Origin of the sequence: Streptosporangium sp. NPDC001681 (assembly GCF_040298085.1) — a bacterium.
Classification (GTDB): domain Bacteria; phylum Actinomycetota; class Actinomycetes; order Streptosporangiales; family Streptosporangiaceae; genus Streptosporangium.
Genome location: NZ_JBEOZN010000196.1, coordinates 1 through 14,612, shown reverse-complemented (window position 1 = coordinate 14,612; position 14,612 = coordinate 1). Strand labels below are relative to the sequence as shown.

Below are 14,612 nucleotides of genomic sequence, written 5' to 3'. Positions count from 1 at the left end.
GCGGTGGTGGGGATTGGTCTGGGCGGGCGGGCCGCCGGGCGGCGGGCCGCCCCCCCGCCCGTGTCCCCCGGCCCGGCCCCGGGCCACCGCGAGCATGGCGGCGCTCCACTCCACCCCGGTCAGCCGGACGTCTCCTGGGTAGTGGGCGAGGTTCATCCCGGTGCCGACCGCCACCTCCAGGGTGTCGCCGGACGCCTGCCCGCACAGCCACGGACGGCTGCCGGCGAAGAAGCGGCGCTCGACGAACTCCATCCGCCGGTCGTACGAGTCGGCCTGCCTGTCCCAGTATCGACGCGACCGCGTGTCCTGTATTGAGGAGTTCGTCATGATTTCAACGTAACTCTCCGGCGGCTGCCACGCGGCTGAGCGGCTCGGCGGTGGACGACCACGGTCGTTTCGCGGGTGGACGCCGCACAACCGGTGTCCGTACGCCACCGGCGCCTGGCCGGGGATGCTCTCCCGGGAAGAGTCCATCGTGAAGACAACACTCAGGACTTAGGTTCACACAAAAAATCTTTGTGCGTTCAGTTCACATTTCTCGGAAGATGGTCTACGGTCCATGAGTGTGACGCGGCGCACACTCGATCGGATTACCGAGCGGAGTCCCCTCGCTCCGGTCCGGTTCGGGCCGCGCGTCCCGTCGCGGGAAACCCCAGTCCAGCAGTGCCGCCGGGCACCGACCTCGGAGGAAACATGGGCAGCGTCGACCGTGCCACCCTGACCCGGGGCGGCAACCCCGTCGCCCTGGCGGCCAGTGGTGACCGCGCCGCCGGAGCGGCGAGTGGCGACCAGACGAGCGGGCCGGGCGCGGGCATCCGTGCCCTGGTGATCCCGCACGAGGAGCGCATCGCCGTGATCGCCGAGGAGCAGCGCGCCGTCGACCACGCGTACGACTGCGTCGAGCGCAGACGGCTCGGCGCCGACCGGGTCAGGAGCACGCACGGCCAGGAGCATCCCGACACCGGCCTCCCCTTCGTCCCGGACGTGCCCCCCGAGTTCGGGGTGGAGGACGACCTCGGCGAGCAACCGCTCGTCTTCATGCGCGTCGACGTCGCCGACGACCCGGACGGCCGGGAGACCTGGCGCATCGGACGCCGCGCGGTCCGCGACGCCGAGGGCGATCTCGTCGTGATCAGCTGGACCACCGAGCAGGCGGTCCGCTGGATGAAGGCCCGTGCCTCCCGCCCCGGCGAGATCCGGCTCCGCCGCAAGCTGCGCCTGCACGGGCGCACGGTGACCGACTACCTCGACGACATCCGGCCCCGGGTCGCGAACCGCAGACTCCAGGAGGTCCTCGAGGCCGTCTCCCCCACCGAGGAGCCGCCCGGCGAGAACGCCGACGCCTTCCTCCTCGCCGACCTCGACCGGGCCCGCGACGGGCTGATGCGCGACATCGTGGAGACCATCCAGCGAGACCAGCTGGACCTGGTCTCCGACGGACGGCCGGGGGTGCTGGTCGTGCAGGGCGGCCCGGGGACCGGCAAGACCGCGGTCGGCCTGCACCGCGTCGTCTGGCTGCTGGACCCGACGAACCGGGGGCTCACCCCGGACGACGTCCTGGTGATCGGACCGCACCGGGGGTTCCTGCGCTACGTCAGCCAGGTCCTGCCGAGGCTCGGCAGCCGGGGGGTGGCGACGGTGGAGGTGGCGCGGCTCTGGGACGGCGAGGTCCGCGCCGTCGACACCCCCGCGGCGCACCTGGTCAAGTCGGACGAGCGGATGGCCGAGGTGCTGCGCCGCGTCGTCGAGAGCGGCATCCGGCCCGAGGCGCCGGCCTCGCACATCAGCGACGACGTCTTCAGCACCCCGTACCGGGGAGCCGCGCTGACGCTTCCCGGCGCCGAGATCGAGGCGCTCGCCGTCGAGGCGCGCGACTCCAGCGGCCCCTACCTGGTCCGCCGCCGCAAGTTCGTCGACACGTTCGTCGACCGCCTGCTGAGCAGGTACGCCAAGGCGCTTCCCGGGCAGCGCCCGGACGGCGCCCTGCGGTCCGGGATCGAGAAGCACGGCCGGGTGGCCTCCCTGATCAACGCGATGTGGCCCGCACTCAACGCCGAGACCATCCTGCGCAGGACGTTGAACGACCCGGACGCGATCCACGCGGCGGCTCCCGGCGTGCTGACCGAACAGGAGCGGGAGGCGGTGCTGCGCCCCCGGGTGAGCCGTGCCTCCGAGGAGCCCTGGACTCTCGACGACCTCGTCTGCCTTGAGGAGCTGCGCCACCTGTTGTCCGGGGACGAGCCGCGCCGCTACCGGCACATCGTGGTGGACGAGGCCCAGGATCTCACCCCCATGCAGGCGCGCTCCATCGCCCGCCGCTGCCCCGGCGGCTCGATGACCGTGCTCGGCGACCTCGCCCAGACCACCGGCGCCCGCCAGTACGACGTGTGGGGACGGCTCGCCGGAATCCTGAGCGGGCGCGACGGCTGGCACCTGGCCGAGCTGGCCGTGGGCTACCGGGTCCCCGACGAGGTCATGCGGTTCGCGGCGCCGCTGGCCAGGGCCGTGTCCCTGTCCACCACGGTCCCGGTGTCGGTACGCCCCGCCGACGAGACCTCGCTGACGATCGCGCGGACCGGACCCGAGCGGTTGGCGGACGAGGCCCTCGCGCGGGCGCTGGATCTCGCCACGGCCGACCTGGAGCGGTCGCGGTCGGTCGCGCTGATCGCCCCCGACGGCACCGCGCTGCTGGAGGAGCTGGAGCGGAAGGTAGCGGCGCTGCAGGGAACCGTCGCGGCGGACGACGTGCCACCGGTGAGCGTGCTGCCCGCGACCATGGCCAGGGGCCTGGAGTTCGACCACGTCGTGGTGGTCGAACCCGCCGCCATCGCCGACCAGGGGCCCGCGGGACCGCGCCGGCTCTATGTGGCGATCACCAGGTGCACCCAGTCGCTCACCGTCGTCCACGCGGCGCCGCTCCCCGAGGTGCTGAGCGGACCGGAGGCGCCGGCGCTCGCGGCGCCGGAAGAACCGGCTACTGCCACGATCACGGTGCAGAACGGGTCGGCACACCCCGTACCGAAAGAACTCGCCATCTCAACGCTCACCATGCCCGGGAAACCGGCCACTGCCACGATCACCGCGCAGAACGGATCGGCACACCCCGTACCGGAGGAACCCACCAGCGCCGAGGAGAACATCACGATGAGGCCCGACACCCCGGCCACGGATGAGAGCTTCCGGTCCTTCGCCTCCTCACTGGAGGAGCGGGTCGGCGCCGACAGGCAGTGCCACGTCCACGAGCAGGTACGTTACCGGCTCATCGCCGAGCTGCACGGGGCCAGGCTCGCCCCCTCGCAGTCCCCTCTCGCCGACATCACCTGCAAGGGTCCGCGGGGAGCGGTCCTGTACGAGGTCCTGGGAGAGGGCGGGCACACCTACGAGCGGATGCGCGAGGCGATACTGCGGATCATGGAGGTCCAGCACGTCGGCGGGGACCGCGCGGAGCACCTCTTCCTCGTGCTCCCCCAGGCCCCCGAGCCCGCATGGGCGCCGGCGATGCTGACCACCGCCTTCGACATCGCGACGATCTGGAGAGACGGCACCGGATGGGCCGGGGAGGATCTGGCCACCGCCCTCGGCCAGGCTCCGGGCTGACCCGCCGCGGCCGGGTGGATCACCCCGCCCGAGCGCGGTGCTCCCTACCGGAGGGACCGCTACGGCGGTGTTAACGTTCGCGTTCACATCCCGGCAACGGCATGATCGCGATGCTCGGCGGCATGAGAAACAGGAAATCGTTCGTCGTCGCGGTCGCGCTGGCCGCCCTCATCGGTTCCGGGGCCACCGGCGCGAGCGCCGACCGCGCGGCCGGCGGCCGGCCACCGGCGTGCACGCCCCCGTCCGGCCCGTCCGGACCTCCGGCGCTGAAGCCGACCACCGTCACCACCATCGAGCAGGCGTACCGCTGCGTCTTCGCCAACTACTACAGCGGTCCGGTCCTGGACCCCCGCGCGCTGCTGGTGCCCGCGTTCACCGCGCTCACCCAGGAGTTGCAGCGCCGCGGGCTGGATCGGCCGAACGCGACGCTGCCGGCGCTCACCGGCCGCAAGGACGCCGACTGGGCCGCGTTCCGCACCGTCTACCAGAAGGTCGTCGACACGTTGCCGGCCGACCCCGAGGTACGGCAGGCGGTCGCGGAGGCGACGATGCGGGGCATGGTGAAGAGCCTCGACGACAACCACGCGAACTGGGGTCGTCCGACTCCTGACGGAGTGTCGCTCGGCGCCCGTCTCTCCGGCATCCGTCCTCCGGGAGTGGCCGATCCGGCGGCCACCCCGCCGGCCTTCGTCACCGACGTTCTTCCTGACGGCCCGGCCGCCAAGGCGGGGATCCGGCCGGGCGACGAGCTCGTCGCGGTCGACGAGGTGCCGCTCTTCGTCAACGGGGTGCTCTCCCAGGGGGTCCTTGACGGGATCATCAGGCCCCCGGCGGGGAAGGCGATCCGGCTCACCCTGCGCCGTCCCTCCACCGGCGGCACCGTCACCGCCTCGGTGACGCCCGCGCCCGTCTCGGGGCCGGAGCCGAAGGTCGACTCCAGGCTGCTGTCCGGCGCCGTCGCCTACGTCGCGCTGCCGGCCTTCTTCCCCGGCGCGGCGGACAAGGTCCTGCAGGCCATCGCCTCCCTGCGCGAGCAGGCGACCCTGCGCGGGGTGGTGCTGGACCTGCGTGGCAACGGCGGCGGCAGCCCGCAGGAGGTCGCCAGGCTGCTCGGCGCCTGGTCGCACGGCAAGGCCACCAGCTACTGGTGCGACGTGCGCGACCGCTGCACCGCCAACCGGAGCGACGACACCGTGCCACTGCTGGGCCTGCCCCTGGTCGCGCTCATCGACCGCAACTGCGCCTCGGCGTGCGACTCCTTCACCAGTACGGTCAAGGATCTCCGCCTCGGCACCCTGGTCGGCACCCGTACCGCCGGCGCGGTGTCCGGCCCCGGAGCCGGCTATCTGCTCGACGACGGCAGCATCCTCATCCTGCCCAGGGTCCACGAGATCGGAGCGAACCGGGAGGTCGTCAACACCATCGGCGTCGCCCCCGACCACCAGGCCCCGATGACCTCCGCGGACCTGTCCGCCGGACGCGACCCGGGCGTCGCGAAGGCCCTGACCCTGCTGAAGTAGGCCCTCCTCGATCACGGAGCCCGGCGGCTGCCGGGCTCCGTTCCGGTGCTGGGGACGGGGAACCTCACGGTCAGCTCAAGGCCGCCACCGGGGTTGGGCCGGGCGGCGAGAGCGGCGTGGTGGGCCTGGGCGATCGAGGCCACGATGGACAGACCGAGACCGGCGCCGTCGGCGCTCCGGGTCCGGGAGTGCAGCCTGCGGAACGGCTGGAACAGCTCGGCGATCCGTTCGGCGGGCACGTCCGGGCCGGTGTTGCGGACGGTCAGCACACCCGCCTCGGTGAGGCCGACGTGCACGGTCCCGCCGGGACGGTTGTAGCGGACCGCGTTCTGCAGCAGGTTGGTCAGGAGCCTGCCGAGCAGTACCGGGTCACCCGCGACGACGACCGGCCGGGTGTCCGAGGTGATGACGACACCCATGACGGCACCGTCGGCGGCCGTCTCCTCGACCGTCTGGCGGATCAGCGCGTCGAGGGCCACCGGCTCCATACTGTCTGGGCCGTGTTCCGCCTGGGCGAGCAGGAGCAGCGAGTCGATCAGCCGCTCGGTCCGCCGGTTGGCGGTCAGCAGTTTCTCCCGTACCGGGATCAGCCGGCCCGGCAGCGGGTCGTCCAGCCCGATCTGGATCGCGGCCCGCTGGACGGCCAGCGGAGTCCGCAGTTCGTGGGCGGCGTTGGCGATGAAACGGCGCTGGCTGTCCACCGACCGTTCCAGCCGTTCCAGCATCGCGTCGAAGGTGTCGGCGAGGTCGGTGAGCTCGTCGCGGGGACCGGCCAGCGCGATCCGCTCGTGCAGGTTGGACAGGGAGAGACGGTGCGCGGTGGCGGTGATGTGCCGCAGCGGGCTCAGCACCCGCCCGGCCAGCCACCAGCCCGCGACCACCGAGACGACGGTGAGCACGGCGATCACGATCGCGCTGACGGTCCACTGGTACCGCAGCACCGCACCGGACAGAGCGTTCATGGTGTCGACGACCTCGGGCCGCACCAGGCACCCGGGGCACCCGGGCGCCCCGGGTGCCCTCGGCGCGGGGAATTCGCCGAAGGGCGGAAAGTCCTCCACGATGGAGCTGACCCGGCTCTCCAGCGTGCTCGTGAGCAGCAGGTTCACCACGATGAGCAGGATCGTCGAGGTGACCAGGAACAGGCCGGTGTACAGCAGGGTGAGGCGCGCTCGTACCGTGCCGAAGGGTTTCCAGGCCGCGTGCCGGGTCACGGCGGAGTTCCCAGATCGTACGCCGGGTCACGGCGGACATCCGGCGCCGCGCGTTCCCAGACCGTAAGCCGGGTCAAAGCAGGTACCCGGCGCCCGGCACGGTCCTGATGCACGGCGGGTCGCCGAGCTTGGCGCGCAACCGGCTGATGATGACGCGCACCACGGTGGTGAACGGGTCGACGTGCTCGTCCCAGGCCGACTCCAGCAGCGTCTCGGCGCTCACCACGCTCCCGTTCGCCCGCATCAGCACTTCGAGCACCGCGTACTCCTTCAGCGACAGCCTCAGGAAGCGGCCGTCGCGGGAGACCTGCATCCGCTGGGGGTCCAGCACGATCCCGTGCCGTTCCAGCACCGGTGGCAGCGGCGCCTGGCTGCGCCGTCCCAGGGCCCGCACCCGCGCCACCAGTTCGGTGTAGTCGAAGGGTTTGGGCAGGTAGTCGTCGGCCCCCAACCCCAGCCCCGTGACCCGTTCGGGCACCGACGCGGCCGCGGTCAGCATCAGGATGCGGGTACGTGCCCCGGCCCGCACCAGATCCCGGCAGATCACGTCGCCGGGTATCCCGGGCAGGTCCCGGTCCAGCACCAGCACGTCGTAGTCGTTGACGGCCAGCCGTTCCACCGCGGCCTCGCCGTCGTAGACCACGTCCACCGCCATCGCGTGCCGCTGCAACCCCACGGCCACCAGGTCGGCCAGATCCCGCTCGTCCTCCACCACCAGTATCCGCATGATCGAAGTCGTATCCGACCACCGGTAACAACGGCGTTAACGCCCGCGCCACACCTCTGTCGTCACCGCTCCGGCCATACCCGCCGATGATCGTACGGGCTCATGCCCCGGTCACCGTGTGGTCGGGCATCGCGTTCCTCTCATCGGGCCTATTTATACAATTTTCTTTTGTGTAAACTCGGGACATGACCTACGTGATAGGGCTCCCCTGCGTGGATGAGAAGGACCTGGCCTGCGTGGAGGAGTGTCCGGTCGACTGCATCTACGAGGGCGGCCGGAGCCTTTACATCAACCCGGACGAGTGCATCGACTGCGGTGCGTGCGAGCCGGTCTGCCCGGTCGAGGCGATCTACTACGAGGACGATCTCCCCGCCTCGCTGGGCGTCTACCTGGCCGACAACGAGCGGTTCTTCACCGAGACCCTGCCCGGCCGGGACGCTCCCCTGGGATCGCCCGGCGGCGCGGCCAAGATCGGCGCGCTGGGTGTCGACACCGCGATGGTCACGGCGCTGCCGCCACAGGGGGCGTGAGGCGGACGTGGCCGGGCGATGGAAACCTCATGGGACCGATGACACCGACGGCTCGGGCGGCGCGCCGCCCGAAGGGGCGCCCGCACGAGACGCCCGGCGCCCCGAGACGCCGGCGTGGGCCGCCGAACGCCCCGTGGCACAGGCGACCGGCCGTCGAGGGCTCATCCTGACGATGCTCCGCGAATCCACCTCACCGCTCGGCATCGGCGACATCGCCGCGCGACTCGACGTTCATCCCAACACGGTGCGGTTCCATCTCGACGCCCTGGCGGAGACGGGCCAGGTCGAGCGGGTCCACGCCGCGCCCGCCGGTCCCGGCCGGCCGCCCCTGGTGTTCCGGGCGCGGCCCGGGATGGATCTCGGCGGACCGCGCAACTACCGCCTGCTCGCCGAGATCCTGGCCGGCGACCTGGCCGCCGCCCCGGACCCCGCCGCCAGGGCCACCGAGGCCGGACGCGCCTGGGGCGGTTTTCTGGTCGACCGGCCCGCTCCGTCCGCCGCTCTCCCCCGCGAGGAGGCGGTGCGCGAGCTGGTACGGCTGCTCGACGACCTCGGGTTCGCGCCGGAGGAACGGCCGGCGGGCGATCCTCGGCAGATCGGGCTGCGGCACTGCCCGTTCGTCGAGCTGGTCGAGACCCGGGCCGCGGTGATCTGCCCGCTGCACCTCGGGCTGATGCGGGGGGCGATGGCGGCGCTCGGCGCCCAGGTGACCGTGGACCGGCTCGTCCCGTTCGCCGAACCCGACCTGTGCCTCGCGCACCTCACGACAGCGGGCGGCACCCGGTGACCGGCAACGCCCGCGAAAGAGAAGGGATCCACGGATGACCCCGGCACCGGCCGCCGCCACCGGCGTGACGTTCGTCTGGCTCGGGATGGTGCCGGCCATGGGCCACCACGCCTACATCGTCCTTGAGACCGCCAAGGTCGCCGCCCTGCCCGTCACCGGCATCCTGCTGCTGACGGCGTGAACCGGCCGGGACGGTGGTCCGCGGTGGGTTTACCCGCGTTTCTGCAGGGTGTAGAGGCGGATCTCGATGCCGTCGGGGTCGGTCACCCCGCTGATCAGCCATCCGATGCTGGCCTCGGCGATTCCGGAGTGGGCGGCGCCGACGGCCTCGAGGTGATCCGACCACTCCACCAGCGCGTCGTAGGTCGGCACGCCGAGTGCGACGGGGTCGAACCCCCGCAGTTCCCCGGCCAGCCGGGGCTCCTCGCGCAGCGCCAGCATCAGGGTGCCGTCCCGGTCGCGCAGCGCCACACCGCGCAGCACGCCCGCCTCGACGAACTCGATCGCCACGTCAAGGCCGAGCACCCGCCCGTACCACTCGATGCTCTTGCGCACGTCCGAGACCGGCAGTTTGACGTGGTGGAATCCGCCCAGGGCCGTCATCGGTCCCCCCTTCCCGGCCGGCGGAGGCGCCGACGCGGATATGAAGTTGTTGAGATCACACTTTAAAGTGTGACCATAGTTCGGCGTCAGAGGTCAACGGCCGGAACCGAAGGTCCGCGCAGACCAGACTCCGCGTCGTCGAAGCCGCGCACGGGCTGTTCGTCACCCACGGCCACACCGGGACGACCTTTCAGGAGATCGCGGACGCCGCCGGGGTGTCGGCCCCGACCGTCTACTTCCACTGCGGCGACCAGGGCCACCCCCTCAGGCACGTCGTCGACATCACCGTCGCCCTGCTCTCAGCGGACCTGTTCCTCGTCATGACCCGCGAATGCGCGTGGACCACGAAGCAGTGGGAGAACCGGGTCACGGGCCAGCTCGCCCACGCCCTGCTCCAGGCCCCCTGACCGGCGGCACCCGCCAGGCGCCGAGCCGCCGCCCCGGCCACCGTTCGCGGCGACGGGTGGCGGGTTCGACGCGGCCACCTCACGAGGCGCCTTTCCGCCTGGAAACGGGGAAGGGATCCCCGGCCCGCATATCCAAGATCTTTCGAAGATTAGATCTTCGCAGCCGCCGACAACTCATCATCAACGTTTTCCACATTTCTATGCATATCCGCTTTTTTCGGCATAATTCAGCATTTGTCTGCCTGGGGAGTGTGGTGGGAACGGGCTCGGGAATCATTCGGGAGTACTGACGGACTGGCTGGCAACGCGAGATCCCTGGATGGCGACACACGCTGGATCTTGGGGGTGCACGGTGTTCGGATTGCGCGAGCTGGGCTCAGGCCTGGGTTACCGGGCCGAGCTCGCAGAGATGATCGACCAGCATGCCGACCGGATCGACTGGCTGGAAGTGATCACTGAGCACTTCCTGTTCGCCCCGGCCGACAGGCGGGAACGGTTGCGCGCGCTGGCCACCCGGTTCCCGATCGTGCCGCACGGGGTGGAGATGTCCATCGGGTCGGACCGCGAGGTCGACGGGGACTACCTTGAGGCGCTGGCGGCTCTGGTCGCCGAGGTCGACGCGCCGTGGTTCAGCGACCATCTCTGTTTCACCCGGACCGATCAGGTGGCGCTCGGGGTGCTCGTACCGCTGCCCCGTACCCGGGAGACGGCACGCCGGCTGGGACGCCGGGCGCAGAAGGTGCAGGACGCGGTGGGGGCGCCGTTCCTGCTGGAGAACATCACCTACTACGTGGATCTGGCCGGCCCGCTCAGCGAGGCGCAGTTCATCGCCGAGGTGATGGAGAACTGCGAGTGTCATCTGCTACTGGACCTGACCAATCTCGACATCAACGCCCGCAATCACGATTTCGATCCGCTGGAGTTCCTCGGCACCATCCCGGTGGAGCGGGTGGCGCAGGTGCACCTGGCGGGCGGTGAGGACTCAGGCGACGGCGAGCCGTCCCTCGACACCCATGGTGAACCGGTACCGCCCCGGGTGTGGGAGCTGCTGGCCGAACTGGTGGGCCGCACCACCGTTCAGGCCACCCTGGTGGAACGGGACCGGAACTTCCCCGATGATCCGTACGAGCTGCTGGCGGAGATCGACCGGGCCCGGACCCTCCTGGCAGGGAGCGCCTGATGGGCCTGCTGGAGGCCCTGGCCGCGGTGCTGACCCGCGAGGCCGAGCTGGCGACGTTGCGTGAGCATCCTGCCCGGCTGCGGCACCGTTACGGGCTGAGCGACGCCGAGCTGGCCATGCTGGCAGGCGCCTCCCCCGCGGGATTCCGGGTCACCGGCGAGAGCGTCCGCAGCAAGCTGGTACAGAAGGTGACGGCCTGCCTGCCCGCCACCGCCGCCGAGCTGAAGGCCCACCATCCGGAGCTGCTGGACGGGTTCGCCGCCGCCACCGTTCGCCGGCCGCGACCGGGCGAGGGGGTTGTGGATTCCGGGGAGGCCGGGCAACTGGTGACGTGGATCGACGGCCGGGTGCCGGCGCCACTGGTTGACTTCGCCCGCTATGAACTGCTGTGCGGGCAACTCTCCGGTGACCGGCGGGCCGCCCAGGCAGCCGGAGAACCGGTCCGCGCGCCGGACGGACCGGTACGGGGGATGCTCGGCGTCTCCCCCACCGTCCGGATCGCCTCCTTCGATCACGACGTCACCGCCGAGGTGCCGCCCTCGCGACTGCCCGCCCGGCACACGTCGATCCTGCTGCAACGCCGGTGGGGTGAGCCGGCCATCCGGGTCTACCGGATCAACGACGCCACCGCCGCCCTGCTGAGCCGCTGCGACGGCACCCGGAACGTCGCGGAGGTGATCGCGGCGGTCGGCGCCGACTCCGACCAGGTCACCGGCATGCTCACCCGGTTCGCGGCGGCCGGCGTGCTGAACCTCACCCCTGACCGTTACTGAGAGGGCTCCTGGAGGGCCATCCCCATCAGGCTCCGCGCCGACCTCACCGAGGTCACTCGAACGGCGCGGAAATCGGCCCGGCAACGGGTCGTCGAGCTGTGGTCCGCCCACAGCGGGTCACACTGTGAAAGGAAGCCCATGAGCACAGAGACACCGGTCGATGTCAGCACCGATCAAACATTCGTGTTCGAGCCCATCGTCGATCTCACCTCCGACCAGGCACCGGACCACTGTGGTGGGAGCAGATGCAGCCGATGTGGTCATTAGCCATAACCATGGCAACGGCTAGAAGAGGAGCGGGGCGTCGACAACCCCGCTCCTCTTCCAGTTGCCGTGGCCGGCCGGTTCACGTCCTGGGAGATCTCGCGGCCGAGTCCAGTACGCGGTTTCCCGGAAGCCGCCGGAACAAACAGAAATCCCGGGGAAATTGGCTTCGCCCATACCTACTTCAAGAATGAGAAAGCGAGCAATCAGATCCCTTGCCGTAAACGGTTCGCCTTATATCGTGCCTGGTGCCCATGGCCGCCAAGTGATTCACACTCGCGGCCATTCAGAGGAGGAACCCATGTACGGCAAGCGACAGCTGATGGTTCTCGGTCCGGCGCTTCTCGCGGTCCTGGCCCTCGGACCGGTCTCGATCTCACCCGCCTCGGCCGCGCCGGATCCCGCGTCACCGGCGGTGAGCACCCTGCCGGCCAGGGTGACGGAGCCGACCCCACCGGCCAGGGACCCGAGAGGGGGGTACTGGAACGGCTACCGGGACGGCTACCGGGCCGCCGGCCAGGACTGCTCAAGGCCGCGGGCGAAATCAGGAGAATTGCCCGGCCTCGCACTAAGAATAAGTGACTACGACAGAGGCTGGCTGGACGGCTACGACGACGGCTACGACAGGTTCTGCCGATAACCACGAACAGAACACCGGACGGCAGAACCGCGCGGTCAAACGCGTCTCACCGGTCGGACCGGCCGTGAACGAAGAAGCGGAGCTCCAGCCCAAGGACTTTCACGGGCTGGAGCTCCGCTGTTCGCGTACCCTGCCGTCGCTCGCGAAGTCCCCCTGACCAAAGGGCCGTTCGCCCCGACGCACGCGAGCACGGAACGGAGACCGGCGCCCCTCACGGCACGGCCACGCCGGCCGTGATCGCGCGAGGGAGAGGGGCGGACCTCATCGGGGCATGCCTTGGTCGCCCCCGAGGAGCGGTTCCGAGGGACCCGGATCGCCGTCGGCGCACACGACGTTCCCATGCCCGTTCGTGGGTGCGGTGTCGCGGATCGGCACGCCGCCCGGGCGGATCCGCAGGTTCGGACCGCTCATCGCCGCATCAGGGACACCGTCGATTGAACCGGCCGGGCGCGCTGCTCGGCGACCAGTCCAGGTCCGAGATGGTCACCCACTGCGACCTGTTCCGCACCATCCTCGACCACACCGGCGTCGCGCTGCCCGCCGAGACGCTCGCCGAGCGCAACTACCCGTCGTACCGGCCCAACGGCTACGGCCTGCACAACATGGTCGGCAACGCTTGGGAGTGGTGCGCGGACTGGTTCGGCACCGACCATCTCTCCCGGCCGCTTGAGGATCCTCGCGGACCCGAGACCGGAACCTCGCGGGTGATACGGGGCGGCTCCTACCTGTGCCACGACTCCTACTGCAACCGCTACCGGGTCGCCGCCCGGAGCTCCAACACCCCGGACAGCAGCTCGGGCAACACCGGCTTCCGCCTCGCCGCCGACCTCTGACCAGGGACCTCGGGCGCGGCCCCGCCGGCTTCGGACTCGCGGCTTCGGACTCGCGGGCGACCTCTGACCGGAGGTCTCAGACCCGGGATCAACCCCTCCGAGCGGAACGGCGACTTGTATCAATGATTTGATACAAGCGAACAGGGCGTGCGACTATTTGTATCGCTTTGTTGATACAAGGAGTCGCATGTCCATCGGTATCCCGTTCATCGCCCTGATCCTCCTGACTCTCGCGGTCGTGCTCATCTCCGTGCTGGTGTCCATGGCACGGACCGTATGGCTGCCGGTCGATGACGGCCTTCGCGCACTGCGGACCACCGCGCGGCGGGCCCTGCTGGCCAGGGTCATCGGCCTGGTGGCCGGAATCGTCGCCGCCGGACTGATCGCCGACACCGGCGCCCTCGGGCGCGGACCGATGCTCGCCGCCCCGGTCCTGGGACTCTGCCTCATCCTGGGCACCCTCGCCGGAGAGCTCGCCGCCAAGCCTCCCGGCGGCCCGATCCGGGACGCGTCACTGGAGACCCGGAGGATTCGCCACTACCTGCCCAGGTTCTCCACGTCGCTGGCCGCCACGCTGTCGGTGATCACTGTCGGGCTGCTGACCGTCACCGTCGCCACGGCGAGCGCCGATGATCTGGGCCGGCCCGGGCGGACCCTGTCCACCTTCAGCCCGGACGGCATGGTTCGCCAGTCGACCAGCCCGTGGCCCGGCTGGTTCTACGCATGGCCGATCCTGGCCGCGCTGGCGGTCGCGCTGGTGCTCTCCGCCCTGGTGCTGCACCGCATCGTCCGGCGTGGCCGCCCAGGCCTCGATCCGGCCACCAGGGCGGTGGACGAAGCACAGCGTGCCCACTCCGCACGGGTCGTCACCGCGGCCTACGGGCTCTGCGTGGCACTGCCGTTGAGCGGCATCGCGTTGATCGCCGCCGGCACCGTCAAGAACAGCGCCTACCTTCCCGACTGGAGTATGACCGCGCCCCCCGCCCTCATCGGGGTCGCGTTCCTGGCCGCAGGTTCGGCGATCTGGTATCTCGCCGAGCTGCTCTCCTCGCCTAAAGTCAAGGTTTCATGATCAAGGTTGATGTCACCAGCCCCTCACCCCCCTACGAGCAGGTCCGCGCGCAACTCGCCGAACTGATCGGCTGCGGGGTTCTGGAGGCGGGCGCCCGGCTGCCGCCAGTGCGCCAGCTCGCGGCCGACCTCGGACTGGCCGCGGGAACGGTGGCCCGGGCCTACAAGGAGCTCGAACAGTCCGGTCACGTCACCGCGAAGCGCGGCGACGGCACCCGCGTACTTCCCCAGTCCAAGCCCTGGGTGGCGCGGGCCGACCTGATCCGGCGGCACGCCTCCGTCTATCTCGCCGAGGTGATCAGGCTCGGCGGATCAGCCGAAGAGGCACTCGCCGCGCTGCGGGAGGCCGCCGGGGATCCCACGATCCCCACCTAGGCCCTGTCCTGCGGATCTTTTGCCTACCGCGGTCGGTCAGGCGGCGCCTCGCCGCGTTGTCGTCGGTCACCGCAGCACGCTGCGGCTCCCT

At 70.7% G+C, this 14,612-nt stretch carries 14 protein-coding genes and 2 pseudogenes; 12 read left to right on the top strand and 4 right to left on the bottom strand.

Annotated features, from left to right (window positions below; all coding sequences use genetic code 11):
* On the bottom strand, window positions 1-327 hold a 327-nt coding region (locus tag ABT130_RS44685; protein ID WP_350966080.1), incomplete at its 3' end, for a class I SAM-dependent methyltransferase.
* Window positions 328-693: 366 nt separating this feature from the next.
* Here ABT130_RS44685 and ABT130_RS44680 point away from each other — a divergent pair.
* Window positions 694-3,597, top strand: coding sequence for a HelD family protein (locus ABT130_RS44680; RefSeq protein WP_350966079.1), 2,904 nt, complete (start codon window positions 694-696; stop codon window positions 3,595-3,597).
* A gap of 122 nt (window positions 3,598-3,719) precedes the next feature.
* Window positions 3,720-5,117, top strand: a complete 1,398-nt coding sequence (locus ABT130_RS44675) for a S41 family peptidase (protein ID WP_350966078.1) — start codon at window positions 3,720-3,722, stop codon at window positions 5,115-5,117.
* 11 nt (window positions 5,118-5,128) lie between these two features.
* Here ABT130_RS44675 and ABT130_RS44670 read toward each other — a convergent pair whose 3' ends face one another.
* A complete protein-coding gene (locus tag ABT130_RS44670) occupies window positions 5,129-6,331 on the bottom strand; it encodes a sensor histidine kinase (protein ID WP_350966077.1) in 1,203 nt (400 codons plus the stop codon).
* Window positions 6,332-6,404: 73 nt separating this feature from the next.
* On the bottom strand, window positions 6,405-7,058 hold the full coding sequence (locus tag ABT130_RS44665) for a response regulator transcription factor (RefSeq protein WP_350966076.1): 654 nt from the start codon (window positions 7,056-7,058) through the stop codon (window positions 6,405-6,407).
* 185 nt (window positions 7,059-7,243) lie between these two features.
* Here ABT130_RS44665 and fdxA point away from each other — a divergent pair, with 185 nt between their 5' ends.
* The 3 genes from fdxA to ABT130_RS44650 all read left to right on the top strand — a co-directional run bounded on the left by fdxA (window position 7,244) and on the right by ABT130_RS44650 (window position 8,556).
* Entirely contained in the window at window positions 7,244-7,588 is a 345-nt protein-coding gene (fdxA, locus tag ABT130_RS44660) for a ferredoxin (RefSeq protein ID WP_350966075.1), read from the top strand.
* A gap of 133 nt (window positions 7,589-7,721) precedes the next feature.
* Window positions 7,722-8,375 (top strand): helix-turn-helix transcriptional regulator, encoded by a 654-nt coding sequence (locus tag ABT130_RS44655; protein ID WP_350966081.1) that lies wholly within the window; start codon window positions 7,722-7,724, stop codon window positions 8,373-8,375.
* A 34-nt stretch (window positions 8,376-8,409) separates the two neighbouring features.
* Window positions 8,410-8,556 carry a hypothetical protein gene (locus ABT130_RS44650; RefSeq protein WP_350966074.1) on the top strand — a complete coding sequence of 49 codons (147 nt, stop codon included), beginning with the start codon at window positions 8,410-8,412 and terminating at the stop codon, window positions 8,554-8,556.
* A 29-nt stretch (window positions 8,557-8,585) separates the two neighbouring features.
* On the opposite strand, the gene ABT130_RS44645 is transcribed toward ABT130_RS44650, so the two are convergent.
* Entirely contained in the window at window positions 8,586-8,978 is a 393-nt protein-coding gene (locus ABT130_RS44645) for a VOC family protein (RefSeq protein WP_350966073.1), read from the bottom strand.
* A 149-nt stretch (window positions 8,979-9,127) separates the two neighbouring features.
* On the opposite strand from ABT130_RS44645, the pseudogene ABT130_RS44640 reads away from it, so the two are divergent.
* From ABT130_RS44640 to ABT130_RS44610, 7 genes and pseudogenes are all read left to right on the top strand, one after another.
* A pseudogene (locus ABT130_RS44640) lies at window positions 9,128-9,385 on the top strand (helix-turn-helix domain-containing protein); the annotation flags it as partial.
* A gap of 352 nt (window positions 9,386-9,737) precedes the next feature.
* Window positions 9,738-10,565, top strand: a complete 828-nt coding sequence (locus ABT130_RS44635; protein WP_350966072.1) for an MbnB/TglH/ChrH family RiPP precursor modification enzyme — start codon at window positions 9,738-9,740, stop codon at window positions 10,563-10,565.
* Window positions 10,565-11,338: a hypothetical protein gene (locus ABT130_RS44630; protein WP_350966071.1), complete on the top strand. Its 774-nt coding sequence runs from the start codon at window positions 10,565-10,567 to the stop codon at window positions 11,336-11,338. The genes ABT130_RS44635 and ABT130_RS44630 overlap by 1 nt, the downstream gene beginning before the upstream one ends.
* A 565-nt stretch (window positions 11,339-11,903) precedes the next feature.
* The gene (locus ABT130_RS44625) at window positions 11,904-12,242 is read left to right on the top strand and encodes a hypothetical protein (RefSeq protein ID WP_350966070.1); all 339 of its coding nucleotides are present in this window, start codon (window positions 11,904-11,906) and stop codon (window positions 12,240-12,242) included.
* A 569-nt stretch (window positions 12,243-12,811) separates the two neighbouring features.
* Window positions 12,812-13,075, top strand: a pseudogene (locus ABT130_RS44620) (formylglycine-generating enzyme family protein); the annotation flags it as partial.
* 187 nt (window positions 13,076-13,262) lie between these two features.
* Entirely contained in the window at window positions 13,263-14,147 is an 885-nt protein-coding gene (locus tag ABT130_RS44615) for a hypothetical protein (RefSeq protein ID WP_350966068.1), read from the top strand.
* Window positions 14,144-14,521, top strand: coding sequence for a GntR family transcriptional regulator (locus tag ABT130_RS44610; RefSeq protein WP_350912302.1), 378 nt, complete (start codon window positions 14,144-14,146; stop codon window positions 14,519-14,521). Before ABT130_RS44615 ends, ABT130_RS44610 begins: the two co-directional genes overlap by 4 nt.
* The last annotated feature ends 91 nt before the right edge of the window (window positions 14,522-14,612 follow it).